Raw genomic sequence first — 22,895 nt, 5'->3', positions numbered from 1 at the left:
AGCAAGGGAGGCGTAGCTGTGCCCGACGACACACCAGACTTCGTTGTTCGCGCCCCGCGTCGGAAGCGCACTGACGCACGCCGCAACATCGAGTCCCTGCTCGAAGCGGCGAAGACGGTCTTCAGCAGCGTCGGCGTCGACGCCCCCGCCAAAGAGATCACCGATCTGGCCGGCGTCGGCGTCGGCACGCTCTACCGGCACTTCCCGCAGCGCTCCGACCTGATCAAGGCCGTCATCGAACGCGAGATCGACGCCTGCGCCGACGCGGCCCCGGCGCTGGCCGCCGCGCACGAGCCGGGGGTCGCCCTCGCGAAGTGGCTCGATCGGTTCACCGCGTTCGTCGCGACCAAACGCGGCTTCGCCGCGGCCCTGCACTCCGGCGATCCGGCGTTCGACGGCCTGCCCGGATATCTCATGCAGAAGCTGGGACCGGCCCTCGAGGCCTTGCTCGAAGCCGCGACAGCCAGCGGCGAGGTCCGAGCCAAGATCAGTGCCCAGGATCTGCTGTACGCGGTGGCGAAACTCTGTGCGCCCATGCCCAACGAGGATCCCGACTACGGCCGGCGCATGGTCGCGCTCCTCGTTGACGGACTACGGTCCGGCGAATCCCCGCACTGACGTATTCACCGTCGGCCGGCCATGCGTGAAGCACCACGGTGCGCTCCGTCCCGCAGCCGATGCTAGGTTCGCCCGCATGGCGGTGCAGATCACGGCCGGGCAGTTCCACGCGGCCGACGGTGTCGAGGACTGGCGCTGTCTCTACCACGTGGTCTCGGCGTATTTCCGCACCGGCTCGCTGACCAAGGGCATAGCGTTCGTCAACGAGGTCGGCCGGCTCGCCGGTGGCGCGGAGCAGCAGTACGTCAACATCGACCTGCGTCACGCCGGCGTCACCGTGTCCCTGTTGTCGCGCGACGTTGCGCTGGCCCGGCGCGTCTCGGCTGCCGCCAGGGACTTGGACATCCCCGCCGACCCGACCGCCGTGCAGCTCGTCAACGTCACCCTCGACGCCCTGGCCGGCGCGGACGTGCTGCCGTTCTGGCGGGCGCTGCTGGGTTACCGCCAGATCGATGACGACTATCTGGCCGACCCGGCGCGCCGAGGTCCGGGCTTCGGGGTGCAGCCGATGGATGCTCGGCGTCCACAACGCAACCGCATGCACCTCGATGTCGCCGTCCCACATGATCAGGCCGAGGCCCGCATCGCCGCCGCACTGGCTGCGGGTGGCCAGCTGGTCTCGGATGCGCACGCGCCGAAGTGGTGGATCTTGGCCGACGCCGAGGGCAACGAGGCGTGCGTCGCCACTTGGGTCGGCCGATGACAGCGGCCCAATGGCTTGACCGTCGGCCACACTCACGGCATGACAACGACGATCGTGCCGATAGCCATCGCCCATCCGGCGTTCGATCAGGTAGCTGCTCTGTTCGACGACTACCGGGTGCACTACGGCCAACCGTCAACCCCACAGATCACCCGCTCCTGGCTGCACGACCAGATCGCACAACAACGGATATCCGTCGCTGCCGCCGTCCGAGCTGACCGCGTCCGCGGCTTCATCACGGTCACGGTCACGCCGGCATCGCTCATGCTGGGCACCTCATGGTCGATCCGCGACCTCTACGTGGCCCCGCACCATCGCCGTAGCGGTGTCGCGAACGCCCTGCTCCAGCACGTCATCCGCAACGCCCGTGCCGCTGGCGTGCATCGCGTTTCACTCCAGACGGAGACCGACAACATCGCCGCCCTGACGCTCTACACCGACATCGGTTTCCAGCCCGTCACCGGCCTGGCACTACTCAACCTCACCTTCGATCCCGCCCGCCAGGACCCAGGAGACGCGGCCTGACTGTTCCACCACCCGGCCTCGATCGAGGACTTACAGGGATGGGGTCGCAGACACCTACCTCCGAGCCCTCCCATCGCGGTCCGCGACGACAGCATGCAGCGCACGCTCATCGGCAGGTGTGAAAGCTGGCGAGGGCTGGCGGCGTCCGGCGTCTATGCCGGGGCGGGCGGGTTCAGCCACGCCATCGGTGCGCTGGTCAGGGCGGCGTCGGCGAGGCGGTGAGCGGACGCTGTCTTGAGCGCCGCCCGCGAGCTGTCGATCCAGCGCTGAACGTCCGCGACTCCCTGGTGCCGGTACTCGACCGCTTGGACAAGGCACTCCAACTTGTCCGCGTCGCGGGCTACCACCGCCTCCAGGGTTTCGCCGGTCTCGTACTCCGCAACGGCAGCGTTGATCACGTCGGCAACGGCGGGCGGGCAATCGGCGACCTGGTCGGCGGTGACGGCGGTGTTGGGCGCAGCGGTGAGGTAGCGCTTGGCGATGTGCGGGATGTCGGTGATCCGGGTTTCCTGGGTGTCGTGCAGGACGCACAACATCGAGACCCGAGCCGGGTCTGCACCCTCCATGGCCGCGAGCATCATGCCGATGAGCGCCGTGCGGAACGAATGCTCGGCGATGGACTCGGGGTGCTTCACGCCTGCGAACCACCAGCCAGTGCGGGCGGCGCGCTTGAGCACGCCAGCTTCGAAGATGAAGCTCATGGCCCCTGCGGCGTCCTGGTCCTCGCTCATCTGCCCGTCCCTGTACCGGTGACTCCGTCAGCACGGAGGCTGTAGAGGATAGACGTTAGTTCTTGTCGTGACTGCCTGGATAGCCGGTCGGTGTCGAGCAGCATTGCACACCGGCCAGCCAGTGCTTGCCCGGTCGCGAGGTCGTCGTGGGTGAGGCCGCGCCTCGCCATGAGCAGTGCCCAGAGGTTGTGCACGTTGAGGTCGACAAACGGATGGCCGATGGTGAGGCGCTCGACCAGGTGCCGGAACAGCACGACTCCTCGCCAGTCGCCGAGAGCAGCCGGCATGAACGAGTCGTCGCGATGCCGGTACGGGATTTCACCGACCCAGTAGGCGGAGTAGTTGAGCGCGGCCCGCTCGCAGGCGTCGTCCGGGTGGGCGCGGGTGATGAAGTCTCTCAGCGGCTCGGGGTCTCCCTGGTTCGCGAGGGAAGTCACCATCGACCGCGTGTCGGGCCACAGCGGCGACCAGGTGTGGAAGCCGGTGATCCGACGAGCCGTCCGGCTGGTGCCTTCGGCGAGCCATGACGCAGATGCGCCTGTGGGATCCATGCCGGCAAGGAAGCAGGCTTGCCGGTGCAGCAGGACATCTCGCTCGCGCTCGGAGGTCGAGCGTTCGGCGAGCACGCGAATGCGTACGAAGAAGGCCCTCCTCTCGTCGGCGGGCAGGAGCGGGGCGGTCGCCACGGGGCCGCGTCGGCGGGGTGTGGGGACGCTCCGGATGAAGGTCGGAGTCTGTCCGAGAACGCTCCAAAGGATCAGGTCGGTCAGACGGTGCGTCAGCACCGACCAGCCGAGAGGTTGTTCGGCGATGGGAGAGTGGCCCGCGTCGTCCCGGAGGAGTGCCGCAAGGATGAGGTCTGCCTCGGCGGCATCGTCGAGAGCGGCCAGCAGCTTCGTGTTCGCTCCGAGCCGTCCGAGTCGCTGGCGAATCGCAACGGCCTGACCGAATGGCACGGCGGTGAACGGCCTGCGCCCCGACTCCCAGCTCTGAACGGTCACCCGGTCCACGTCCAGATGCGCGGCGAGTTGCTCTTGGGTGAGCGGCACGGATTCCCGAATGAGCTTCAGGAGGTAGCCCGTCACCTCGCCGCGTTGCGGCATGGAACTGCGGTGACCTGCCAACTGACATCCCTACGTTGACCGGTGGTCGACGTTTCGCCGGAAGCGGACCGCGAGGTGGCGTTCCTGATCGGCTCACTCGTACCGCTGGTGAGTCCAGTGATCGACGCCGTGATCGTAGCGTCGCAGTTACCGAACGTTCCAGATCCGGTCCGCGATTCGCGGCCCGGTCGAATTCCGCTGCCCTGCGGAGGAAACGGCGATGCGGGAGAGGACACCACCGTGGAGACGAGTCACCTACGACCAGTACGTGATCGCTGTTGCCTTGACGCTTGCGAGGCGGCACCGCCCGAAGTGGTCGTGGCGGAAGTGGCGGTGGGTGTGCCGGTGTGGTGCGGAGCTGCCGTGCCGCAACCGCCACCGCGTACCGATCAATCGCGGTCACTGGCCGTCGCAGGAGGACCAGTGAGAACTGCGGAACAGGCGATCCTGGCGGTGCACGTACGGGGTCTGGACGGGATGTGCGTGGGTTGTCGGCTGTGGTGGGCGCGGCTGACTCCGTACCCCTGCTGGCAGGTCGCGTGGGCGACCAGCCGGCAGGCGCGCGCGAGCGTCGCCCGCTTCCTGGGGGTGCGGGGGTGAGCACCCACGGGCCGGTGCTGCCGCTCTGGTCGTGCGGTGGGTGCGGTGCGCCGTGGCCGTGCGCGACGCGGCGGCGGGAGCTTCTTGCCGAGTACGAGGGTGCGCCGGTGTCGCTGGCGGTGTACCTGGGGGCGCAGTTGGTGCGGGCCACGGCGGACCTGAGCTGGGCGCCGGCCGGGACGTTGCACCGGCGGTTCCTGGGGTGGGTGCGGTGAGCGTGTTGCGGCCCGGCGACGAGAAGTTCCACTACAGCGACGGGTCGCACCGGTGGACGGCGCCGGATCCGGAGTACGACCAGGAGGTGTGGGAGGAGCAGGTCCGCCAGCACAAGCTGGGTCACCTGCGTAACGAGCGCCCAAGGGTACGCATCCGACGGATCGTTTGATTCCAGCCAGGTGCGAGACTGAGCGGGTGACTCACCCGCTCGCGCGCCGCGTCTACGACACCTGCCATCTCACCGGCCGGTTCGCTCTCCGCTCGGGGCAGGCCAGCGACGAGTACTTCGACAAGTACCTGTTCGAGGGCAAGCCGGAGTTGTTGCGCGAGGTCGCCGAGGTGATGGTGGCCCTGCTTCCGGAGTGCGACGTGTTGGCGGGGATGGAGATGGGCGGCATCCCGCTCGCCACGGTGATGTCGCAGCTGACGGGTCTGCCCACGGTCTTCGTGCGCAAGCAGGCCAAGGAGTACGGCACCGCGAAGGTGGCCGAGGGCGGGCCGGTGGACGGTCTGCGGGTCGTGGTGATCGAGGACGTCGTGACCACGGGAGGCGCGCTCCTGGCCTCGTGCGGACACCTGCGGTCCGTCGGTGCACAGGTGGAGACCGTGGTCTGCGCCATCGACCGCGAGCAGGGCGGCCGGGAGAACCTGGCGGCCGAAGGGCTGCGACTCCGCGCCGCCCTGACCCGCCGGGACCTGGAAGCCGCACTGACGGTGTGAGGCTCCGACGTACGTCCATTCCAGACGCAGGTACGTGTGGCCCCCATGCGGTAAGCCGGGCCTCCGCGCTGCCATGATGGCGAGGTGATCATCCGCGGATGCCTGGACGGCTACGAACCGCCGCTCCTGCGGTCGCCGACACCGGACGCCTTCGGTGTCGCCCAAGCCGATCTGAAGCCGATCGTCGACGTATCCCCGGACCGCTCGTCATCGACAGGCCTCGTTCGCCGGCTTGGTGCCGGACGCGACCAGTCGGACGTCAGATTCCATCGTGCGGGCAGGGTGTCACCGCACAGGGCGCACGTGAAGTCGTCATCCCGCACGATGTTGCGCTCACGGCAGGCGGGGCAACGACGGAAGATCACCCGGTCGGTCAATCGTCCAGGGTGGGGTACGCCGATTCGGTCAAGTGCCTTCGCCACAGCGGGCCAGCAGTCCGGATCGGGGCAGTAGCCGGTCGACTGGTTCGTCACCTCGCTGACGTGCCAGCCGCCACCGACCAGGGCAAACGCCATCTCACCTGCGGCGAGCACGTTCCGCCCACCCGCAAGGGCGATGTGCTCGCTTCGACGCGGCGCCAGTCTGAGCACGCCATCGAGATCCACGACGAAAGTGACCGGTTCGGCGAGGTCTTGACGGTCGCGCCCAGTCAGCCACTCGTCGAGGGAGGCGACCGAGTCCACGGCGACGGCGTCCACCGCGACCACCCGATCACGGAACTCGGCCGGCCCGACATAGGCGTACCGCCTCGTCTGTGCCACGGCGCGACGATATCGAACCTGGGACCGGACGCCGCTACTGCAATTCCGGCCTGCGGATGCGCCGAGTAGCACGCGCCTGGCCTCGTGTCGACACCTGCGGTCCGTCGGCGCGCAGGTCGAGACGGTGGCCTGCGCGACCGACCGCGAGCAGGGCGGGGCGGCCGTGAGACTGCCCTCCTCCGCCGGGCCTGGAAGCCTCATCGACGGCGTGAGGCTCGAACTCCACCCCCAGCGTGCCGGGTTACGGCGTGCGCTGGAACTGGGCCGGGCCGCTGCTGGCGTTGTACGAGTTCTTGGCGGCGACCACTGCGGCCTGGATGTGCTCGGGGTCGACGCCGTGGACGTTGAGCGGCGGGTGCAGACGCCGGACCAGTTCGGCCTCGATGTCCGACGGCTCGGGGTCCTCCGCCCAGGTCAGGCGCAGGTGCTCGTGCATCCAGGCGGTCAGCCGGGCCTCGTCCTCGGGGACCAGGACGACCCGGTCGGTCCAGGTCGTCCGGTAGCCCTCGGACACGAGGAGACCGGCCAGCGTGCGGCGCAGGGTCGAACTGCCCGAACGCCTCAGGTGGTTGCGCAGGATCCGGCCGCGCAGGCTGGTTGCCCGCCCGAGGTAGAGCATCCGCCACGACGGGTCGCTGTCGTTCGGCGGTCCGGGGAGGTCGGGGAGGACCGAGGGAGCAGCCCACCAGGCGTAGACGCCGCTGCCGCGGGCCAGCCGCTTGACGGCGACATCGAGTGCGACCGGTGCACCGGAGAGCAACCGCAGGGCCTCGTCGAGCCGGTCTTCGTCGGTCGGGACGTCGGCGGGTCGTCGTTCGGGGAAGGTCACCGGGGCCATCCTAGGCGCTTGGGGCATCGCGATCAGGCGGCAGGGCGACCGCCCGATCCGCGCAAGGCTCCGGGCTGCCGACAGGGGGTCGGCAGTCGACGCGCCGGCGGCACGGGGCGAGCCAGGACGCGCAGCGCCGACGAACGACGGTGTCCATGTCGGTAGTCTGACCGGGTGAACCATGACGCCGCGTCGATCCTGCGTGGCCTCGTGGCGAACCGTCGTCTCACCCCACGAGCGATCAGCCGTGCCTCTGGCCGAGCTGAATCGACGATCCGGCAGCTTCTCAGTGGTGCCGTCCCGCCAGAAGCCGACGTCCTCCACGACATCGCTCCCGCATTGCAGATGCCGGTGGCGGACCTCTTGGTGATCGCTGGTTTGCCTGTCGCGGATGTCCCCGCGAGGGAAGGGGCCTACGCGGCGAGCCAGGAGATCGGCAGCCTGGTGGCTGTCGCCAGCCGGCTCTCACCGCAGCAGGTGCGGCAGCTGATCACGCATGCGGAGGACCAGGTTGAGTGACCTCTCGCGACGTCCTCGACAGGCGGAGCCGAGGTGACCGAGGCGCCCGCGCGATCCGCGGCGGATCAGCGCACCTGATCTCGGCCGGCGCGTTCCTCGACTTCTACGCTCCGGATGCACGCCGGTCCCTGACCTGGCGCGACGCTTCGGTGACGCCCGAATGAATCTGGTGTCGGCGTTCGTACCGATCTGGATCCTCACCGCGGTCGGCTACGCGGCCTGTCGCTGGGGCCTGCTGGGCGAGGCGGCGGCGTCGGTGCTCGGCCGGTTCGTGTTCCATCTCGCGATGCCGGCCGCACTGTTCCTGGCCCTGGCGCGGATGCCGCTGTCCGGGTTCGCCGGCCGCTCGCTGCTCGCCTTCGGAGTGAGCACAGTCGCGGTGATCGGGCTCGGGTGGGCCGGCGCGAGCCGGCTGTTCGGTCGCGAGCCCGGCGAACGGCCGATCTGGGGCATGGCCGCCGGGTACGTGAACTCGGCGAACCTCGGCATCCCGATCGCCACGCAGGTTCTCGGCGACGTGTCGTTCCTGGCGGCGGTGATGCTGCTCCAGGTCCTGGTGGTGACGCCCGTGATCCTGGTCGCCCTGGACCGGCACAGCGACCCGGCCGGGCGGGTGCGGGTCCGCCGGATCGCCTCCCTGCCCGTACGCAATCCGGTGATCCTGGCGTCGCTGCTCGGTGTCGCGTGCTCGGCTGCCGGCCTGCGGCTGCCGTCGGCGGCCGCCGCGCCGCTCACCCTGCTGGCGGGTGCCGCGGTTCCGGCGGCCCTGGTCGCGCTCGGCGCGTCGCTGCACCGCACGGCGCCGTCGCGGCCAGAACCGGCCCAGACGGCCGGGCCGGCCGAGCTGGCCGCGATCAGCGCGCTGAAGCTCGTCGCGCAGCCGATCATCGCGTACGCGGCCGGACTGGCCCTGGACCTGTCCGCGCCGCAGTTGCTCGCCGTGGTGGTGTGCGCGGGCCTGCCGACGGCCCAGAACACGTTCATCTTCGCTCAGGAGTACGGCGTCGGTGAGGCGGTGGCCAACCGGGCGGTGGTGGTGACCACGACGCTGTCGCTGGCCACCCTGGCCGCGACGGCGACGCTGCTCGGGTAGGTCGGCCGATCACCGCTACGAGGGGAACCGCCTCCAGTGCCCCTCGGAGACGACCTCGACGGTGCCGTCGGTCACCGTGATGGCCGTCTGGTCGTCGATCGCGTACGCCGGACCCGCGATCTCGGCCGCCCATCTCTCGGCAGCGGCCATGGTGTTGTCCGGTTCGAGGCCCAGGTGCGGGAAGATCGAGAAGTCGACCAGCCCCAGCGTGCGGTCGTCGGGTGCGGACTGCCACTCGACGAATTCCGTGCCGATCCGGGGGGTGAGCACCATGCTGCCGGCACTCAGCCCCACCCAGACGGTGTCGAGCAGCGACGGCAGGAGGTCCGCCAGCCCGGACTGCCGCATCCAGTGGCACAGGTACGTCGCGTCGCCGCCGTGCACGAGCAGGACGTCGGCCTCGCGGACCCAGGGGCCCCACCGCTCCTCGCCGATGCTCGGCAGCGCTGTCAGTTCGAGGACGCCCAGCGACTTCCAGCCCAGCCCGCTCATGGGTAGCGGCGTCTGACCGGTGATGAAGCGCCAGGCGGAGGCCGGTCCGCCCATCGGGTAGGCCGCCGTGGGGATGCAGAGGGCGCTGGATTCAGCGATCGGCTTGCCCAGCAGGCCGACCAGCGCATCGTTGATGCTCGGATTCTGGACGCCCGCGGATGTGAGAAGTAGCTTCACGCTTGCCTCCGGTACGTAGCGGTCATGACGCTCTCCCCGGGAGTCGGGAGATCGGGTGCACGGGTATGCAGACCGGGAGCCGCAACGAAACTCATCGCTGTCGCGACCCCTCATGCCCTCCGAGGACGTGGTGTCACTCGCGGATCTCCATCTCCGTCACCAAGCCGTCGTCGAGGCGGTAGACGTGCGTGACGGTGTGGTCGGCGAGCTTCGCTCCGGCCTTGTCGTGGACGACCTGATGAACGGTGACGGCGACGCGGCCGTCGGCCTCCGTGCCGAACGCGGTCGGCGTGACGACGGGCTCGAGCTGTTCCCACTGCCGGCGCCAGTAGGCGGCCACCTCGTCCCGGCCGTGGACGACACCTCCCTCCCAGCCGTTGGCCCACGAGACGTCCGGCGTCAGGGCGGCCAGCAGCGTGGGGACGTCACGCCTGTTGAAGGCCGCGTAGAGGTTCGTGAGCAGGGCCTGCGAGGTGGGGCGCCTCGGCACATCCATCGAGCCAGCATGGCCGGTGGACGAGAGCGCATGAAGACCTCTTCGCGGTCAGCAGAACGCGGGCAGCGCCGGACGGTAGGGGGAGCGGTGTCGTCGACGTGGCCACGTGTGCTCACCGTTTTGTGCGGATGCGTCGTACCTCGACGTAGCGGCGGATCTTCGCTGCGGTTCCGCAGTCCTCCATGCTGCACCAACGACGGCTGCGGTTCTTGCTCTCGTCGATGAACAGGAAGCGGCAGCCTGCGCATCGCTTGATCCGGTCGAGCGCACCCGTGGTGAGAAGCTGGACCGCCGCGTGGACCACCGGCCGTAGGGGCCGGGCAGGCGTGTGGTCGTCCCGCCAGGACCAGGCGAATGTCTTCCCGCGCACGAGCTGTGCGTGGGTGAGCGCGTCGGCTTCGTCGTCGCGCAGCCGGGTCAGCGCCGCCACGCCCGGGTCCTCGCCGGCGGCCAGTGGCCGGAACACCTCGTCCAGGTAGTCACGGGTGCGCAGTGCCTGTGCGAAGGCGGTGTGGGTGCTGTCCGGACTGTCGCGGGACAGCCGGCGCAACGCCGCTGCTTGCGTCTCGGTGAGGGTGCCCGCGTACACGCTCCAGGAGATCAGCTCGGCGTAGCCGGTGAGCACGTCATCGTCCGGAGGCCCGTCGGGTGGGCCGGCGCGGGTGTTGAGGAAGTCCAGCGCGAGGTCGCCGCCCACCAGGCGCATCCGCGTCACCCCTGCTGTTTCCATCAAAGTCGACTTTACCAGTTGCCCCGGCGACGGGAACATCCTTAGGGCGTTTCCGTCATAGTCGGCTTAGGGGGTAACGATGGGCCAGGCGCTTGCACACCGGCGGGCAGTGGGAGCGCTGATCGGCCTCGCCGGCGGAACGTTCCTCTACACGGCAGCCGAGGCGCTGCCGATCGGGCTGCTGTTGCCGATGGGCGTGGACCTGGCCGTGCCACCGTCCCAAGTGGGCATGCTCGTCACCGTGTACGGCGCAGTGGTGATGGTCGCCTCGGTCCCGTTGACGGCGCTGGTGCGCAGAGTCCCCCGCCGGCGGTTGCTGTCGGCGCTCCTGGCCGGCTTCGTCGTCAGCAACGCCATCACGGTGTTCACGAGTACGTTCACCATGCTGATGGCAGCCAGGATCGCCACTGCGGCCACTCATGCGTTGTTCTGGGCGGTCGTTGTGCCGACCGCGGCGGAGCTGTTCCGGCCCGGACTGCAGGGACGGGTGGTCGCGGTCGTGTTCGCCGGCGGCAACGTCGCTCTGGTCCTGGGCGTGCCCGCCGGCACCTGGCTGGGTGAACGTGCCGGCTGGCGGGCGTCGTTCCTGGCGGTGGCCGGGCTCGGTGTGCTCGTCTTCGCCGTGGTGGCCTGGTTGCTGCCGTCGACGGGGCCGGCGCAGGGGCACGCCGGCCGGGGCAGAACGCCCGACTCCCGCCGATTCTGGCTCCTGGTCGTCGTGGCCGTCCTGTCGACCGGCGGTGCCATCGCCGCCTACACCTACATCGCCCTGTTCGTCACCGAGGTCAGCGGACTGCCCGCCGCGTCGATCGCGACCATCCTGCTGGCGCGCGGCGTCGCCAGCGTCCTCGGCATCCTCGCTGCCGGACCGATCGTCGACCGCAGCCCGTGGTCCGCCCTGGTCGCGACCGTCGCACTGCAGGGCGTGGCGCTGCTCGGCCTGTACGCGTTCGGCCACCACCCGGCGGTTGCCGTCGTCCTGATCGCAGTCGCCGGACTGGGGTTCGCCGCGTTCACCGCGGCGCTCGGCGGACTCGTCCTTCAGGTGGCGCCCGGCCGCTCCGATCTCGCCGCCGCGACGCTGTCCGCCGCCGTCAACGTCGGCATCACCGGCGGCGCCTTCGTCGGCGGCCTCATGCTGGAGAGCCACGGTGTCGCCAGCACGATGATGATCGGCGCCCTGCTCGGCGCTGTCGCCCTCGCGCTCGCCCTCGGCGAACGACTCATCCCGCCGCCGGGCGGCGAGGGCGGCGCGGCGACGCCCGCGCCCGCGGGCCGCCGCGCCTCCCGGCCCGCGTCCCTTCCATAGGTGCGGACGTCCACCGATCGCGGGCGTGAGCGTGTCGGCAGCTCACGGCACGCTAGCTTGGGGGTACCCGAGGCAGAGGAGAGCCGGTGTGGGCGCTGTGGTCCTGTACAGCTCGGTGTCGGTGGACGGCTTCGTCGCGGACGAGAACGACCAGCCCGGACCGCTGTTCGACTGGTTGACGAGCGGTGACGTCCCGTTGGACGACAGCGGCGCGCTGACGGTGTCGCAGACGTCCTACGACTACGTCCGGCCGTACTGGGACCGGATCGCGGTGACGGTCGTCGGCCGGCACGTCTTCGACCTGACCGGCGGCTGGGACGGGACGCCGCCGAGCGGGATCGACCACGTGGTCGTCGTGACGCACCGGCCGGCACCCGAGGACTGGAACGCCGAGGCGCCGTTCCACTTCGTCGACGGCGTCGAGGCAGCCGTGGCCAAGGCGCAGGAACTGGCGGGGGACCGCATCGTCGAGGTCGCCGCCGGCGACGTCGGAGGCCAGGCGCTCGCCGCGGGCCTGGTCGACGAGGTACGCATGGACGTCGTACCCGTGGTGTTCGGGTCCGGGAAGCGCTTCTTCGGGTCGGTCGACGCGCAGCACCTCCTGGAGGATCCGGACGTGGTGCTCCAAGGCGATCGGGTGCTGCACCTGCGCTACCGGGTGCGCCGTTGACCGGCCGGACGGTGCGCATCCGGTCCACCGCGATCGGTGATCCACCGATCGCACCGAGGGTCAGAGCAGTGCGAGTTGGCCCGGCATCGGCTCGTCGTCGAGGCGAGCACCGAGCTGCCACAGCCGTAGCCGATCGTCCTCATGATGGCGGGTGAGCCAACGGCCTGGCTGGTACGAGGGGTGGACGGCACCGGATCCCTGATGGTGCGGGTAGCGCACCTGGGACCGGCACCGGAGGCTGAGCGCCGACAGCAGCAGATGACCCTCGGCATCGTTCGGCGGGCCTTCCGTGTTCGGAGCGGCGAGGATCAGCTCCTCGCTCAGGAACACCGCACGGTCCACGTGCCGGCAGCTTGCGAGGGCCGGTGGCGCGCCCGGCAGATCTTCGAGGTGCCGTGCTGTGACCACGGCGTCGGAGGCGACGTCGCGGACGGACAGGAAGCCGTCGAGCGTCTGGGTCAGGTAGCGGCCGCCGGCCGGGCTGAAACCGGCGAGACCGCCACCGGCCAGCGGCCGTGACACGATGCGCTCGGCGTCCAGCCTGATCAGCACGGCGCGTGACCGGTCGGGATCGAGCAACGTCAAGCCGGTCCAGACGCCCCCGGGTGCGTGCAGGAACCACGCGGCCCCGGGACCGGGCAGCGGCGTGCGATGGATCTCCGCGCCGCTCACGCCGTTGACGGCGACAAGTTCCTCGGTGTCGCCGAGGCGGATCCAGAGGACGTGGTCGCCGTCGAGGTGGAAGTCGGCGTCGGCGCTGCCACCGAGCCGATCCCAGCTGCTGCGCCACCGCACCACGCCGTCGTGGCCGAGCACGACGATCTGGTGCGCGTCACCCGCCGCGACGAGTCGACGGGTGGCGCTGACCTTCATCCGCGGGTCGTCGAGAGGCGCCGCGAGTCGCGCCACGCGACCCAGCTCGTGGTCGAACAGGTGCACAGTGAAACGGTCCTGTTCGGTGACCACCCAGCCGAGGCCGGTTGCCTGCGCGACATGTCGGATGCCGGGAAGCCGCACCTGGTTGATCAAGCGGGGTTGCATCGCGGCAGCATAGAGCCACTTCGGCGAACCGGTCGGCCCGTCTGCGCTGCACACCGCACCCGTCGGACTCGCTTCAGCGTGGTCCGAGGCCGGTGCGCCCGTCGATCAGCTCGCGCACGGCGTCCAGGTGACCGGCGTGCCGAGCGGTCTCCTCGATGACGTGCAGAATGATCCGTCGCAGGTCGGTGGTCTGCGAAGCCAGCGTCTCGTCGGGATGCCGGCCCGCGGGTGTCGCCGACAACGGGGCCGCGGCGATGATCGCGTCGGAGATGTCGCACTGGTCGCGGTAGAAGCCGAAGACCTGCCACGGCGATCGAGTCGTGCGCAGTGGTGTGTTCTCGTCCGGCCAGGGCAACGGCTCCACGGAACCGCGGAAGACCTCCTGGAACCAGTGGCGTTCGGCATGACCGAGGTGCTCCACCAGCCCGAGCGGCGACCATCCGGAGGGCAGGACCGGCGTGCGCAGCGAGGGCTCGTCCAGATCCGCCAGGATGGCCCGGATGCTGACACGCTGATATTCGAGGAACTCACACAGCGCGGCCTTCTCCATCTCGACCTTCATCACGCCGGCAGGCTAGCGGCCGGCACCGACAGTTTCGCCGAGGTCGTTCAGTCGATCGACGAGCCGGCAAGCGTCGACGGGAACGTCGACCTCGAACCGATCGAGGAGAACCGCGAAGTCGGCCACGCGATTGACACGTCCGGGCTGGGACGGGCAAGGTTGCGGTCGGCCACGCGCACCGCGTGGGCACTCTGCATGAGGGAATGACGCCTGTGATCCGGGTAGGCCGAGCGGCCGCCTGAGTGTCGACCACGCGACGGATGGCCGTCGTGTGCCTGCGGCACGGCGGGGCGGCCCGATGTTTCCTCCGCCCGTCGCAGCTTCTCTCATGCATCGAGGTCTCCCGTTGAGCATGGATGCCCGCATCCAACAGTCAGTCGTCGTCAACCTGTCGCGCCGGCCCGCGCCCGTCGAGGTGGGGCCGTTCGTGATCGGGCTGGACCCGACGACGACCAGTCCGTACGTCAACTACGCGACGCCGCGTCCCGGCGCCGCCGTCACCGCGGCCGACGTCGCCGCCCTGGTCGCGGCGTTTCACGCCGCCGACCGCAGACCCCGCCTGGAGTACGTCACCAGTTGCGTCCCAGATCTGGAGGCGCTGCTGACCGTCGCCGGCTTCACCGTGGAGGCCCGGCACACCTACCTGGTCTGCGTGCCGGACACGCTGGCGTCCCCACCCGTGCCGGACCACCTGAGCCTGTGCGAACCGGCTACCGATTCCCAGCGCGCGGCGCTGATCAGCGTGCAGAACGAGGCGTTCGGCGGCGATCCGGCCGTCTCCGGGGCCGACGTGGCTCGCCTGCGCCGCCAGCAGGACGCCGGCGGCGTGGTCGTCACGGCCGTCACCGTGGACGGTGGCTGCGCGGGCGGCGGCGGTGCGGCAGCGCCCGTCGGCGCGGTCAGCGAGGTGGCCGGCATCGCCGTCCGCGCGCCCTTCCGCCGCCGGGGACTGGCGTCCGCGATCACCGCCGACGTCACCCGGCGGCTGTTCGACGCCGGTGCGGAGGTCGCCTGGCTGGAGGCCGGCGGCGAGGATTCGTGGCGGGTCTACGAGCGCGTCGGCTACCGGCCCGGCGGTCGACGGCTCTACACAGCGATGGACTGAGCCGCGCCGAGGCGCCCGGGCTGAGGTTCGACGACCGAGGCCCGGGCCACCGCGGCAGGCCGACCTTGCTGCGCCGTCCACCGCCGGCACGGGGCGGCGGCCGGTGCCCTGTGCCGCAGAAAGGTCCAGGCCGGGGGCGATCAGGATGGGGAGGGCGGGCGATGCGGCGTCTCGGCCCACGGGTACGACCCCGGGCTGTCGAGCAGGTGGTCCCAGATCACGCCGAGAGCGAAGGCGTGCCGGCCCGGCACTCCCTCGTGGCGCAGCGTGAAGCCGTCCGGGCCGGAGGTCAGCCGGACCGTACTCGGCTCGCCGTCCGGCAGCGTGACTACCGGTTCAGGGGAGACGGGCCTGTCGGCGGTCGTCCACGTCCACCGCAGATTCTCGTCGTCGACGTGCTCCAGCCGGATCGCCAGGTCGCCGGCCGGCAGCACCGTCGCGAGGACCTCGACGGGCGCGGGCCGGTGACGGACCACAGTCACCCGGTCCAGGCCCTCGTCGTCCTCGTCGTCCGCGACCAGGGACAGCAGGGCCCACTCGGCAGCCTTCGCCGGTTTCTGCTCCCAACCGCGGTCATCCGGACCGGCCAGTACGGTGCGCCGTCGCGTCTCCTCGGTCACCGCCCAGATGTGCAGCTCGTGCTGCTCGGGCGGGTCCTGGTCGGTGCGTACCGTCTCGTGCAGCCGGTTGCGGGCGTGTACCCGCACCCGGACCAGCCCGCGGGGGACGGCGAGGCCGGTGAGCGCGTCCGGGGGACTGCCCATGAGCCCGACGACCGACATCTCACCGAAGGGACTCCACAGGGTCGCCTCACTGATCGCGTCCCACCCGGCCTCGACCTCGGTCGGCGGGCCGGGCAGGACACGCGCACGCACCTCGATCCCACCGGTGTGGAGGCCACAGAAGCCGGTGAACTGGTACGGCCCACCGACGTGCAGGAGCCCGTCACCGAGGGTGTAGACGGGCATGCCCGTCTCTCCCGGCACTGCGGACACGTCGTACTGGCAGTAACTGACGGACACCCGAGTCCAACCGGACACCGGTTCCTCCCGTCGCTGCTCTGCGCGGTCCGCGTCGGCCATCGCCGAATCGTAGCGGCGTCCGGAGCGGACGGTGCCCCGCTCGCGCGGCGGGCTCGGGAGCCTTATCGGCTGGCCGCCGCCGCGCGCTACGGGTACACCTGGGCGGTGATCCTCATTCAGCGGGTCCGCGTCCGGTGGACCGCCGCCGCCCGCGGCGCGCCCGCGGCGAACGCCCGCCGCGGCCTCGTCCGGGCGATGCCGCCGCCCCGGCCGCTTCCGGACGCCGAGGTGGTCGTCCACGACGTGCTCGCCGACCAGGAGGCCGGCTACGAACACCGGGAAGGGGTACGCGCCGGAGGCGTCGCGCCGGCCCGCGAGGTCGGACTGTGGCTCGGGCACGATCGGGCGTCGGTCGTCGTGGACCGGCTGCCCGGATCGGCGGCGTATCCGCGGGCGCCGGGGTCGGCGCGGCTGTTCACGCTCGCACCGGGACAGGTCGGCCGCTACCGGGCCAACTTCCGGTTCACCGGATGCGCGTGCAGCCCGAGCTGGTACTACGAGGAATGGCTCGTGCACGTGGGTCACGGCACGGGGGCGCCTTTCGGGTACGGCGAGCCGGACCGCGACGTCGACCACCGTGTCCGGCTGTACGGGGGCGCGCCCGCGCGGCTGCGAGACCGAGCCTGACCGGACCTCGACCGGTAGCGCTTCGTGGCGCGCGTCTCGCCGTCGACGTGCGCGAGAACCGGAGCGAGACGGACTGGTACCAGCCGGAGTACTGGCAGGTGAGGCTGGACCTGGTGTTCCCGGACGCACCCGCACTCGCCGACCTCGACCGGCTCACGCGCAGGACACCGGCTTCGATTTCCGCCGGCCCGGCCCCGGACGGGACCGCGCGATCGGCGAAGCCGAATGGGAGCTGCGGCACTACCCGCCACTGCGGGCGCTGTGGTCGAGCACTCCCGTGCGCAGCACCGTCACGCAGGACCGGACGGACTGAGCCACCGCACGCGGTCACCGGCCACTCGCGGCGTCCGTGCGGTGTCACGAACGCGGCGTCCGATCCCCGCCGGACAGCCGGCCCGTTGTCGACCAGGCTTTCCACCATGCACAACGCACTCGACGGCAAGGTAGCTCTGGTCACCGGTGGTGGCCGTGGCATCGGCGCGGCGGTGGCCCTGCGCCTGGCCGAGGACGGCGCCGATCTGGCGCTGACGTTCCAGCAGAACCAGCGTCGCGCCGACGACGTGGTGGAACAGATCAAGGCTGTGGGACGGCGGGCGATCGCCGTGCGGGCCGACAGCGCCGATCCGGCAGCGGTCATCGCGGCGGTGGACCGGACCGCCGGTGAGCTGGGCCGGTTGGACATCCTGGTCAACAACGCGGGCGCGTTCCTGCTCGGGCCGCTGGAGCAGTTGAGTCTCGACGAGTTCGAGCAGACAGTCGCGGTGAACGTCCGGGCGCCGTTCGTCGCCTCGCAGGCCGCGGTGCGCCACATGTCGGCGGGCGGGCGGATCGTCAACATCGGCAGCAACACGGCCGAGCGGGCGGTCTTCCCGGGCTTCTCGCTCTACGCGATGAGCAAGACCGCCCTGATCGGTCTGACCAAGGCGCTCGGGCGCGAACTCGGCGGTCGAGCGATCACGGTGAACCTGGTGAACCCCGGTGCCACGGACACCGAGCTGAACCCGGCCGACGGCCCGGACGCGGACACGATCAACGGGTTCACCGCGCTCGGCCACTACGCGCAGCCGGCCGACGTGGCCGCCGCCGTGGCGTTCCTGGCCGGCCCGGACGGGCGTTACGTCACGGGCGCGACGGTGAACGTCGACGGCGGATTCACCATCTGATCGGCTCCCTTCCCGGCGTACTGGCCGCGGCCCGTCCCCACTCGCCTCACCGGGGACGGGCCGCACCTGTCGGAGGCGGCAGCTAGGCTGTTCCGGTGCGGAGGGCGGTGTACCGGGGTGGCCGTCGTGGCTGACGCGGACGACGTCCGCCGGGTGGCGCTGTCGCTGCCGCACGTGGTCGAGATCGACAGTGACGGCTTCGACTTCCGGGTCGCCGGCAAGGGGTTCGTCTGGTCGTATCCCGAGCGCACGCCCGGTCGGCCGCGACGTATCCGCACCGACATCGCCGTGCTGTACGTGGGCGACGAGGCGGAGAAGCAGGCGTTGCTCCTCGGCGAGCCCGACCTGTTCTTCACCACGCCCGCGTACGACGGGTCACCCCTGGTCATGCTGCGGCTGGCGCACGTCGGCGTCGAGCGTCTGACGGAACTGGTCACCGACGCGTGGCGGATGCGTGCCCCCGAATCGTCGACCGGTGACCCCGACGCGGGCGCCGGCGCGTGACGCCGGCCGTCTCGACGGCGGGCCACCGCCGGCTGCCCGCTATCCGTCGAGGATCTGCTCCCGCAGGATGTCCGCGTGCCCGCAGTGCTGGGCGAGTTCGCGCAGGACGTGGAGGTACACCCAGCGCAGCGGAAGCGGGCCCCGCCGGTGCCCGGTGAGGAGGTCGTCCAGACCCCGCGTGGAGCTCGCCCGGCGTGACGCGTCGCGGGCGTCGCGGTATGCCCGCCGGACGCCGGCGATCGTGTCGCCGTCGTCGAGGAGGAACGAGTCCTCGGACCGCTCGGGGATGCCGATCTCGGCACGCGACCGGCCCGTGACGGCCTCGTCGAACCAGACCTTCTCGACGAAGGTCGCGTGCTTCACCAGACCCAGCAGCGTGGTCCGGGAGGCCACCAGCGATCGGCGCGCCTGCTCCTCGGTCAGCCCGTCCAGACAGCGGTCGAGCGCGTCGCGGTGCTCGTCGAGGAACACCTCGAACTGGGCCTGGATCGGCTGCGCGACGACCTCGGCGGAGAACGTGGGCGGAAAGGACGGCATGGACTGAGCATTCCAGATCGACGCCCGCCACCCGGCCGGCGAACGCCGGACCGGTGTCGCGGGTGCCCTCGTGCGGGCGGATGAGCGCAGCGTTTCTCAGGCGGACCGCTGACGTGCCGCGACGATCTCGGCGTGGTGGGCGACCGCCCAGTCGGCCAGCGCGGAGAGCGGATCCAGAAGGCTGACACCGAGTGGCGTCAGCCGGTACTCGACGCTCGGCGGCACCGTCGGGAAGACCTCACGTTCGACCAGGCCGTCGCTCTCCAGCGCGCGCAGTGTCCGGGTGAGCATGCGCGGGCTGATGCCCTCGACGGCCCGGTGCAACTCGTTGAACCGGTGCGGATGCCGGCCGAGCAGGGTGAGCAGCAGCAGCGTCCACTTGTCGCTCGTCCGCCGCAGCAGGTCGGTGACCGGGCAGCGGTCGTACTCGCCGGCCGGAACCGGCATCGGCAGCCGGTGATCGTGCAGCGAGGCGCTCACATCGGTGTCACCTGTGGACATGAAAGTGCCTTCTTCCGCCTCCGCCGACCTGCTGCCCAGGATGAGGCAGGCCGATGAGCAAGACGATAAGGGGGCGACGTGGGCGTCGTGGTGGTCAGTGGCGGCACGAACGGCATGGGACGTGCGTTCGCCCTGGGGCGGGCCGAACGTGGCGACCGCGTCCTGGTGCTCGGCCGCAACCGTGAACGTGGCGAGGCGATGGCCGGCGGCCTGATCGCCTTCCGTCCCGTCGATCTGTCCAGCATGGCCGAGACGCGGCAGGCCGTCGAGCACATCCTCGGCGAGCACCGGGTCGTGGACGCGTTGGCGCTGTTCGCCAATGCGGTGGCGCCGCGTCGCGTCGTGACGGTGGAGGGACTGGAGCGCACGTTCGCGCTCTACTACGTCAGTCGCTACCTGCTCAGTTTCGGTCTGCGTCCGGCCCTGGACCGGGCGACCGCGCCGGTGATCGTGAACGTCGCCGGTGTCGGGGTCACGAAAGGCGGGGTGAGATGGGCCGATCCGCAGATGACGGCGGGCTACTCGGCCGTCGCCGCGCAGTTGCAGGCCGGCCGGGCAAACGACCTGCTCGGTGTGGGCTTCGCCCAGCGGTCCGGTAGCCGCGCCCGATACGTGCTCTACCATCCCGGGTTCACCAGGAGCGGTGACCGTAGCGCGCTCCCGTTCGTGGTACGAGGGCTGCTCGCGGTGGCGGCGGCGGTCGCCGCCCGGCCCGTCGCGGACGCGGTGGCGCCGATTCACCGGTTCCTGGACGCGCCGCCGACCGCGCCGGTGACCGCCGTCGACCGGGGGAAGCGGCTTCCGCCCGATTTCCCGACCCTCGACCCCCACGACGCCGAGCGGTTGATGGACCTCACCGAGAGGCTCCTGCGGTGAGCGCCTGTACGCGCGCCGCGCCGACGCTACGGCTGGAAGTACTCGGACATCATGTCGTCGACCCATTCCGGCTGGCGGACGTCGGCGGGGACGAACTCCTTCAGCACCGGCTTCAGGTCGACGACGGGCGTGCCCGACACCGCGTCGAGGCCCACCACCGTCAGCTCGCGGCCGTCGACGGACTCGATCCGGCAGCAGGTCACGCCGATGCGGTTCGGCCGGCGCGGACCGCGACCGGCGAACACGCCCATCGGCGGCAGGTCGGCCCGGCCGCGGTAGGGGCGGGGTTCCCGGAAGTCGCCGCCGTCCGGGAACCGGTCGAAGACGAAGAAGACCTCCACGTGGGAGAACTCATCCAGGCCCTGGAGGCACGCCTCGCCGAAGCGCTCGTCGACGACGATCGTGCTGCGGACGGCACCCCAGTTGTCGCTGTGCTGGATGTCCGTCCGGTCGTTGCGGACCGTACCGATGGAAGTGATCTCGAAGTTGCGCATGATCGGATTCTCCGTTCCGTGTGGCCGGTCAGGCGGCGAGCAGCAGGGCGCTGATCACCAGCATCACCAGGGCGGTGGCGCCGTGGACGCCGTAGACGGCGGTCGCGGGGCCGTTGCTGCGGCGCACGATCAGCGCGTCTCCGACGGGTATGCCGGTGGCGGCGAGCATGAACCAGCCCAGCAGATGGGGTGTCGCGCCGGCTACCAGGATGAGGATGAAGACGCCCGAGGCGATGTCGCGTACGGCCTTGACGGTCAGCCAGGCCCGGAAGGTCGGGTCCTCGGTCGGCGTGTCGGGGATGCCGAAGCCGGCGGCGCCCTGCGGCGCCCGGAAGGCGAGCACTCCCATGAGGACGCAGCCCGCGCCGATCAGCCCGGCGAGCACTGTGGCGACTGTGGTGAGCATGGGTGGTGTCCCCCTCGGTGACGGCGGTGGGCGGCTAGCGGCGCTAGCGGTGAGAGCGACGATAGGTTGCTGACGACAGGATGTCTAGCGCTGCTAGGATCGGGTCATGTCCGCAATCAGCGAGCGCCGCGAACGTGAACGGGCGCAGCGTCATCGATTGATCGTCGCCACCGCGCGCGAGCTGGCCGAGACCGAGGGCTGGGAGGCGGTCACCACCAGGCGGCTGGCGGACCGGGTCGAGTACAGCCAGCCCGTGCTCTACAGCCACTTCGACGGCAAGGACGCCATCGTCGCCGCGGTCGCCCTGGACGGGTTCACCGAACTCGCCACCCACCTGAGCCGCGCACGGCAGGCCGCGCCCGATCCCGGGCGGTCCCTGCGCGCCGTCTGCCGCGCCTACCTGGACTTCGCGGCCGAGCGGCCGGCCCTGTACGACGCCATGTTCGTCCTGCCCACCGAACTGCGGTTCGCCAGCGCGGAGACCCCGCCGCCGCTGCGAGCCTGCTTCGACGAGTTCGTCAGCTGCTTCGACCCCGCAGACGAGCGGCGGGAGCTGTCCGCGGAGGTTCTCTGGAGCGCGCTGCACGGCATCACGGTGCTGTCCCGCAGCGGCCGTGTCCCGGCGGGCGGGCAGGAGGAGCGACTCGACTTCCTCGTCGCCCGGTTCGGGACAGCCGAGGACGGGGCCGCTGGCCTAGGATCGTGATCATGGACGTTCTCCGATACGCGGCGTTCACCGCCGACCCCGCCGGTGGCAATCCGGCCGGTGTCGTCCTGGACGCGACCGGGGCGGGCGACGCGGAGATGCAGCAGGTGGCGGCCGAGGTCGGCTACTCCGAGACGGCGTACCTCGTACCCGCGGGCGGGGCCGGGCGGTTCACGGTGCGCTACTTCAGCCCGAAGGCGGAGGTGCCGTTCTGCGGCCACGCGACGATCGCCTCGGCGGTCGCCTACGCGCAGCGGCACGGCCCCGGCGTGCTGCACCTGGACACCCGCGCCGGACTGGTCGAGGTCGCCACGACCGTGCAGGCCGACGGCACCACGACCGCCACGCTGACCAGCGTCGCGCCGCGCACCGTACCCCTGAGCGCCGGCGACCTGGCGGCGCTGCTCGCCGCGTTGCGCTGGTCGCCGGACGATCTCGACGCGACGCTGCCGCCGCGTGTCGCGTACGCCGGGGCCTGGCATCCGATCGTGGCCGCCGCGACCCGCAAGCGCCTGGCGGACCTGGACTACGACATGGCCGCGCTGAGCGCGCTGATGGCCGAGCGGGACTGGACGACGATCGACCTGGTGCACCAGGAGTCTCCGCTGGTGTTCCACGCGCGCAACCCGTTCCCGCCCGGCGGCGTGGTCGAGGACGCCGCGACCGGGGCGGCGGCCGCCGCGTTCGGCGGTTACCTGCGCGAGCTGGGCCTGGTGCAGCCGCCCGCGACGGTCACCGTGCGGCAGGGCGAGGACATGCGCCGACCGAGCCTGCTCACCGTCGGCATCCCCGCCGGACCGGGCGCCGGAATCGCGGTGACCGGCACCGCCGTGCCCATCCCGGAGGAGGACGTGCGGTGACGGGCAGCGGGCCACGCTCACCTGCCGGCACCGGCCGTCGCGTGCCTTGACGACGGCGTGCACCGACGCGGGCTTCCGCCTGTCGGATCCGGGGCGGCTCGTTCGTAGTACGGGTGAGAGGCGGCCGCACCGGGCCGCC

General features: G+C 70.9%; 32 protein-coding genes. 18 read left to right on the top strand and 14 right to left on the bottom strand.

What is annotated here, in order from left to right; all coding sequences use genetic code 11:
* Positions 1 to 18 precede the first annotated feature (18 nt).
* The 3 genes from EAD96_RS09560 to EAD96_RS09550 all read left to right on the top strand — a co-directional run bounded on the left by EAD96_RS09560 (position 19) and on the right by EAD96_RS09550 (position 1,846).
* The gene (locus EAD96_RS09560; RefSeq protein WP_121684011.1) at positions 19 to 618 is read left to right on the top strand and encodes a TetR/AcrR family transcriptional regulator; all 600 of its coding nucleotides are present in this window, start codon (positions 19 to 21) and stop codon (positions 616 to 618) included.
* 76 nt (positions 619 to 694) lie between these two features.
* A complete protein-coding gene (locus EAD96_RS09555; protein WP_121684010.1) occupies positions 695 to 1,321 on the top strand; it encodes a VOC family protein in 627 nt (208 codons plus the stop codon).
* Positions 1,322 to 1,360: 39 nt separating this feature from the next.
* A complete protein-coding gene (locus EAD96_RS09550) occupies positions 1,361 to 1,846 on the top strand; it encodes an N-acetyltransferase (RefSeq protein WP_147457858.1) in 486 nt (161 codons plus the stop codon).
* Between the two features lie 152 nt (positions 1,847 to 1,998).
* Here the strand turns inward: EAD96_RS09550 and EAD96_RS09545 are convergent, their stop codons facing one another.
* Positions 1,999 to 2,577: an HD family hydrolase gene (locus tag EAD96_RS09545; protein ID WP_121684008.1), complete on the bottom strand. Its 579-nt coding sequence runs from the start codon at positions 2,575 to 2,577 to the stop codon at positions 1,999 to 2,001.
* Positions 2,574 to 3,701, bottom strand: a complete 1,128-nt coding sequence (locus EAD96_RS09540) for a DNA-binding transcriptional regulator (protein ID WP_121684007.1) — start codon at positions 3,699 to 3,701, stop codon at positions 2,574 to 2,576. Before EAD96_RS09540 ends, EAD96_RS09545 begins: the two co-directional genes overlap by 4 nt.
* A gap of 219 nt (positions 3,702 to 3,920) precedes the next feature.
* Here EAD96_RS09540 and EAD96_RS31490 point away from each other — a divergent pair, with 219 nt between their 5' ends.
* The 4 genes from EAD96_RS31490 to pyrE are packed head-to-tail and all read left to right on the top strand — an operon-like array spanning position 3,921 to position 5,216.
* Entirely contained in the window at positions 3,921 to 4,280 is a 360-nt protein-coding gene (locus tag EAD96_RS31490) for a hypothetical protein (protein ID WP_368666025.1), read from the top strand.
* Positions 4,277 to 4,495 (top strand): hypothetical protein, encoded by a 219-nt coding sequence (locus tag EAD96_RS09530; protein ID WP_121684005.1) that lies wholly within the window; start codon positions 4,277 to 4,279, stop codon positions 4,493 to 4,495. The genes EAD96_RS31490 and EAD96_RS09530 overlap by 4 nt, the downstream gene beginning before the upstream one ends.
* Positions 4,492 to 4,665: a hypothetical protein gene (locus EAD96_RS31160; protein ID WP_199733113.1), complete on the top strand. Its 174-nt coding sequence runs from the start codon at positions 4,492 to 4,494 to the stop codon at positions 4,663 to 4,665. Before EAD96_RS09530 ends, EAD96_RS31160 begins: the two co-directional genes overlap by 4 nt.
* Positions 4,666 to 4,691: 26 nt before the next feature.
* Positions 4,692 to 5,216: an orotate phosphoribosyltransferase gene (gene pyrE, locus EAD96_RS09520; RefSeq protein ID WP_121684003.1), complete on the top strand. Its 525-nt coding sequence runs from the start codon at positions 4,692 to 4,694 to the stop codon at positions 5,214 to 5,216.
* Positions 5,217 to 5,326: 110 nt separating this feature from the next.
* On the opposite strand, the gene EAD96_RS09515 is transcribed toward pyrE, so the two are convergent.
* Positions 5,327 to 5,977: a hypothetical protein gene (locus EAD96_RS09515; RefSeq protein WP_199733112.1), complete on the bottom strand. Its 651-nt coding sequence runs from the start codon at positions 5,975 to 5,977 to the stop codon at positions 5,327 to 5,329.
* A gap of 241 nt (positions 5,978 to 6,218) precedes the next feature.
* Entirely contained in the window at positions 6,219 to 6,815 is a 597-nt protein-coding gene (locus EAD96_RS09505) for a GIY-YIG nuclease family protein (protein WP_121684002.1), read from the bottom strand.
* 165 nt (positions 6,816 to 6,980) lie between these two features.
* Here EAD96_RS09505 and EAD96_RS09500 point away from each other — a divergent pair, with 165 nt between their 5' ends.
* Together EAD96_RS09500 and EAD96_RS09495 are read left to right on the top strand one after the other, a co-directional pair.
* Complete coding sequence (locus tag EAD96_RS09500; protein WP_199733111.1) at positions 6,981 to 7,325, top strand: helix-turn-helix domain-containing protein; 345 nt, start codon at positions 6,981 to 6,983, stop codon at positions 7,323 to 7,325.
* A gap of 160 nt (positions 7,326 to 7,485) precedes the next feature.
* Positions 7,486 to 8,418 carry an AEC family transporter gene (locus EAD96_RS09495; protein ID WP_121684001.1) on the top strand — a complete coding sequence of 311 codons (933 nt, stop codon included), beginning with the start codon at positions 7,486 to 7,488 and terminating at the stop codon, positions 8,416 to 8,418.
* A gap of 15 nt (positions 8,419 to 8,433) precedes the next feature.
* Here the strand turns inward: EAD96_RS09495 and EAD96_RS09490 are convergent, their stop codons facing one another.
* The 3 genes from EAD96_RS09490 to EAD96_RS09480 form a co-directional block, all read right to left on the bottom strand.
* A complete protein-coding gene (locus tag EAD96_RS09490; RefSeq protein ID WP_120570265.1) occupies positions 8,434 to 9,087 on the bottom strand; it encodes a Type 1 glutamine amidotransferase-like domain-containing protein in 654 nt (217 codons plus the stop codon).
* 133 nt (positions 9,088 to 9,220) lie between these two features.
* Positions 9,221 to 9,583, bottom strand: a complete 363-nt coding sequence (locus EAD96_RS09485; protein WP_121684000.1) for a nuclear transport factor 2 family protein — start codon at positions 9,581 to 9,583, stop codon at positions 9,221 to 9,223.
* A gap of 112 nt (positions 9,584 to 9,695) precedes the next feature.
* Entirely contained in the window at positions 9,696 to 10,313 is a 618-nt protein-coding gene (locus EAD96_RS09480) for an ABATE domain-containing protein (protein WP_158614785.1), read from the bottom strand.
* A 79-nt stretch (positions 10,314 to 10,392) separates the two neighbouring features.
* On the opposite strand from EAD96_RS09480, the gene EAD96_RS09475 reads away from it, so the two are divergent.
* Positions 10,393 to 11,622, top strand: coding sequence for an MFS transporter (locus tag EAD96_RS09475; protein WP_121683998.1), 1,230 nt, complete (start codon positions 10,393 to 10,395; stop codon positions 11,620 to 11,622).
* Positions 11,623 to 11,710: 88 nt separating this feature from the next.
* Positions 11,711 to 12,292, top strand: a complete 582-nt coding sequence (locus EAD96_RS09470; RefSeq protein ID WP_121683997.1) for a dihydrofolate reductase family protein — start codon at positions 11,711 to 11,713, stop codon at positions 12,290 to 12,292.
* A gap of 60 nt (positions 12,293 to 12,352) precedes the next feature.
* On the opposite strand, the gene EAD96_RS09465 is transcribed toward EAD96_RS09470, so the two are convergent.
* Both EAD96_RS09465 and EAD96_RS09460 read right to left on the bottom strand, forming a co-directional pair.
* Positions 12,353 to 13,333 (bottom strand): hypothetical protein, encoded by a 981-nt coding sequence (locus tag EAD96_RS09465; RefSeq protein WP_121683996.1) that lies wholly within the window; start codon positions 13,331 to 13,333, stop codon positions 12,353 to 12,355.
* Positions 13,334 to 13,406: 73 nt separating this feature from the next.
* Positions 13,407 to 13,883 carry a DinB family protein gene (locus tag EAD96_RS09460; RefSeq protein ID WP_162959104.1) on the bottom strand — a complete coding sequence of 159 codons (477 nt, stop codon included), beginning with the start codon at positions 13,881 to 13,883 and terminating at the stop codon, positions 13,407 to 13,409.
* Positions 13,884 to 14,247: 364 nt separating this feature from the next.
* On the opposite strand from EAD96_RS09460, the gene EAD96_RS09455 reads away from it, so the two are divergent.
* Positions 14,248 to 15,000 (top strand): GNAT family N-acetyltransferase, encoded by a 753-nt coding sequence (locus EAD96_RS09455; RefSeq protein ID WP_121683995.1) that lies wholly within the window; start codon positions 14,248 to 14,250, stop codon positions 14,998 to 15,000.
* Between the two features lie 140 nt (positions 15,001 to 15,140).
* Here the strand turns inward: EAD96_RS09455 and EAD96_RS09450 are convergent, their stop codons facing one another.
* Positions 15,141 to 15,968, bottom strand: coding sequence for a hypothetical protein (locus tag EAD96_RS09450; protein WP_121683994.1), 828 nt, complete (start codon positions 15,966 to 15,968; stop codon positions 15,141 to 15,143).
* A gap of 219 nt (positions 15,969 to 16,187) precedes the next feature.
* Between EAD96_RS09450 and EAD96_RS09445 the strand changes: the two genes are divergently transcribed.
* The 3 genes from EAD96_RS09445 (at position 16,188) to EAD96_RS09435 (ending at position 18,376) form a co-directional block, all read left to right on the top strand.
* Complete coding sequence (locus EAD96_RS09445) at positions 16,188 to 16,709, top strand: hypothetical protein (RefSeq protein ID WP_233585599.1); 522 nt, start codon at positions 16,188 to 16,190, stop codon at positions 16,707 to 16,709.
* A gap of 419 nt (positions 16,710 to 17,128) precedes the next feature.
* Positions 17,129 to 17,872, top strand: coding sequence for an SDR family NAD(P)-dependent oxidoreductase (locus EAD96_RS09440; RefSeq protein ID WP_121683993.1), 744 nt, complete (start codon positions 17,129 to 17,131; stop codon positions 17,870 to 17,872).
* A gap of 126 nt (positions 17,873 to 17,998) precedes the next feature.
* The gene (locus EAD96_RS09435) at positions 17,999 to 18,376 is read left to right on the top strand and encodes an MmcQ/YjbR family DNA-binding protein (protein WP_199733110.1); all 378 of its coding nucleotides are present in this window, start codon (positions 17,999 to 18,001) and stop codon (positions 18,374 to 18,376) included.
* A gap of 39 nt (positions 18,377 to 18,415) precedes the next feature.
* Here EAD96_RS09435 and EAD96_RS09430 read toward each other — a convergent pair whose 3' ends face one another.
* Both EAD96_RS09430 and EAD96_RS09425 read right to left on the bottom strand, forming a co-directional pair.
* On the bottom strand, positions 18,416 to 18,913 hold the full coding sequence (locus tag EAD96_RS09430; RefSeq protein WP_121683991.1) for a DinB family protein: 498 nt from the start codon (positions 18,911 to 18,913) through the stop codon (positions 18,416 to 18,418).
* Positions 18,914 to 19,009: 96 nt separating this feature from the next.
* On the bottom strand, positions 19,010 to 19,414 hold the full coding sequence (locus EAD96_RS09425) for a helix-turn-helix domain-containing protein (protein WP_121683990.1): 405 nt from the start codon (positions 19,412 to 19,414) through the stop codon (positions 19,010 to 19,012).
* A gap of 78 nt (positions 19,415 to 19,492) precedes the next feature.
* Here EAD96_RS09425 and EAD96_RS09420 point away from each other — a divergent pair, with 78 nt between their 5' ends.
* The gene (locus tag EAD96_RS09420; RefSeq protein WP_233585598.1) at positions 19,493 to 20,290 is read left to right on the top strand and encodes an SDR family NAD(P)-dependent oxidoreductase; all 798 of its coding nucleotides are present in this window, start codon (positions 19,493 to 19,495) and stop codon (positions 20,288 to 20,290) included.
* Positions 20,291 to 20,316: 26 nt separating this feature from the next.
* Here EAD96_RS09420 and EAD96_RS09415 read toward each other — a convergent pair whose 3' ends face one another.
* Entirely contained in the window at positions 20,317 to 20,784 is a 468-nt protein-coding gene (locus EAD96_RS09415; protein WP_121683989.1) for an SAM-dependent methyltransferase, read from the bottom strand.
* A 28-nt stretch (positions 20,785 to 20,812) separates the two neighbouring features.
* Positions 20,813 to 21,190 (bottom strand): DUF4267 domain-containing protein, encoded by a 378-nt coding sequence (locus EAD96_RS09410; RefSeq protein WP_120570251.1) that lies wholly within the window; start codon positions 21,188 to 21,190, stop codon positions 20,813 to 20,815.
* Between the two features lie 106 nt (positions 21,191 to 21,296).
* Between EAD96_RS09410 and EAD96_RS09405 the strand changes: the two genes are divergently transcribed.
* Together EAD96_RS09405 and EAD96_RS09400 are read left to right on the top strand one after the other, a co-directional pair.
* The gene (locus EAD96_RS09405; RefSeq protein WP_121683988.1) at positions 21,297 to 21,896 is read left to right on the top strand and encodes a TetR/AcrR family transcriptional regulator; all 600 of its coding nucleotides are present in this window, start codon (positions 21,297 to 21,299) and stop codon (positions 21,894 to 21,896) included.
* A gap of 2 nt (positions 21,897 to 21,898) precedes the next feature.
* The gene (locus EAD96_RS09400) at positions 21,899 to 22,756 is read left to right on the top strand and encodes a PhzF family phenazine biosynthesis protein (protein ID WP_121683987.1); all 858 of its coding nucleotides are present in this window, start codon (positions 21,899 to 21,901) and stop codon (positions 22,754 to 22,756) included.
* Positions 22,757 to 22,895 lie beyond the last annotated feature (139 nt).

The organism is Micromonospora sp. BL1 (assembly GCF_003667485.1).
Taxonomy (GTDB): Bacteria; Actinomycetota; Actinomycetes; order Mycobacteriales; family Micromonosporaceae; genus Micromonospora; species Micromonospora tulbaghiae.
The sequence above is the reverse complement of the archived record's forward strand: the minus strand, read 5'-3'. Positions and strand labels throughout refer to the sequence as shown.

What these genes read in the sequence shown, in the direction of transcription:
- EAD96_RS09505 (WP_121684002.1), bottom strand. Translation starts at nt 6,815, where the DNA reads ATGGCCCCGGTGACCTTCCCCGAACGACGACCCGCCGACGTCCCGACC.
- EAD96_RS09460 (WP_162959104.1), bottom strand. Translation starts at nt 13,883, where the DNA reads ATGGAGAAGGCCGCGCTGTGTGAGTTCCTCGAATATCAGCGTGTCAGC.
- EAD96_RS09430 (WP_121683991.1), bottom strand. Translation starts at nt 18,913, where the DNA reads ATGCCGTCCTTTCCGCCCACGTTCTCCGCCGAGGTCGTCGCGCAGCCG.
- EAD96_RS09555 (WP_121684010.1), top strand. Translation starts at nt 695, where the DNA reads ATGGCGGTGCAGATCACGGCCGGGCAGTTCCACGCGGCCGACGGTGTC.
- EAD96_RS09475 (WP_121683998.1), top strand. Translation starts at nt 10,393, where the DNA reads ATGGGCCAGGCGCTTGCACACCGGCGGGCAGTGGGAGCGCTGATCGGC.
- EAD96_RS09465 (WP_121683996.1), bottom strand. Translation starts at nt 13,333, where the DNA reads ATGCAACCCCGCTTGATCAACCAGGTGCGGCTTCCCGGCATCCGACAT.
- EAD96_RS09410 (WP_120570251.1), bottom strand. Translation starts at nt 21,190, where the DNA reads ATGCTCACCACAGTCGCCACAGTGCTCGCCGGGCTGATCGGCGCGGGC.
- EAD96_RS09495 (WP_121684001.1), top strand. Translation starts at nt 7,486, where the DNA reads ATGAATCTGGTGTCGGCGTTCGTACCGATCTGGATCCTCACCGCGGTC.
- EAD96_RS09545 (WP_121684008.1), bottom strand. Translation starts at nt 2,577, where the DNA reads ATGAGCGAGGACCAGGACGCCGCAGGGGCCATGAGCTTCATCTTCGAA.
- EAD96_RS09480 (WP_158614785.1), bottom strand. Translation starts at nt 10,313, where the DNA reads ATGGAAACAGCAGGGGTGACGCGGATGCGCCTGGTGGGCGGCGACCTC.
- EAD96_RS09450 (WP_121683994.1), bottom strand. Translation starts at nt 15,968, where the DNA reads ATGCCCGTCTACACCCTCGGTGACGGGCTCCTGCACGTCGGTGGGCCG.
- EAD96_RS09415 (WP_121683989.1), bottom strand. Translation starts at nt 20,784, where the DNA reads ATGCGCAACTTCGAGATCACTTCCATCGGTACGGTCCGCAACGACCGG.
- EAD96_RS09425 (WP_121683990.1), bottom strand. Translation starts at nt 19,414, where the DNA reads ATGTCCACAGGTGACACCGATGTGAGCGCCTCGCTGCACGATCACCGG.
- EAD96_RS09455 (WP_121683995.1), top strand. Translation starts at nt 14,248, where the DNA reads ATGGATGCCCGCATCCAACAGTCAGTCGTCGTCAACCTGTCGCGCCGG.
- EAD96_RS09405 (WP_121683988.1), top strand. Translation starts at nt 21,297, where the DNA reads ATGTCCGCAATCAGCGAGCGCCGCGAACGTGAACGGGCGCAGCGTCAT.
- EAD96_RS09550 (WP_147457858.1), top strand. Translation starts at nt 1,361, where the DNA reads ATGACAACGACGATCGTGCCGATAGCCATCGCCCATCCGGCGTTCGAT.
- EAD96_RS09440 (WP_121683993.1), top strand. Translation starts at nt 17,129, where the DNA reads ATGCACAACGCACTCGACGGCAAGGTAGCTCTGGTCACCGGTGGTGGC.
- EAD96_RS09400 (WP_121683987.1), top strand. Translation starts at nt 21,899, where the DNA reads ATGGACGTTCTCCGATACGCGGCGTTCACCGCCGACCCCGCCGGTGGC.
- EAD96_RS09485 (WP_121684000.1), bottom strand. Translation starts at nt 9,583, where the DNA reads ATGGATGTGCCGAGGCGCCCCACCTCGCAGGCCCTGCTCACGAACCTC.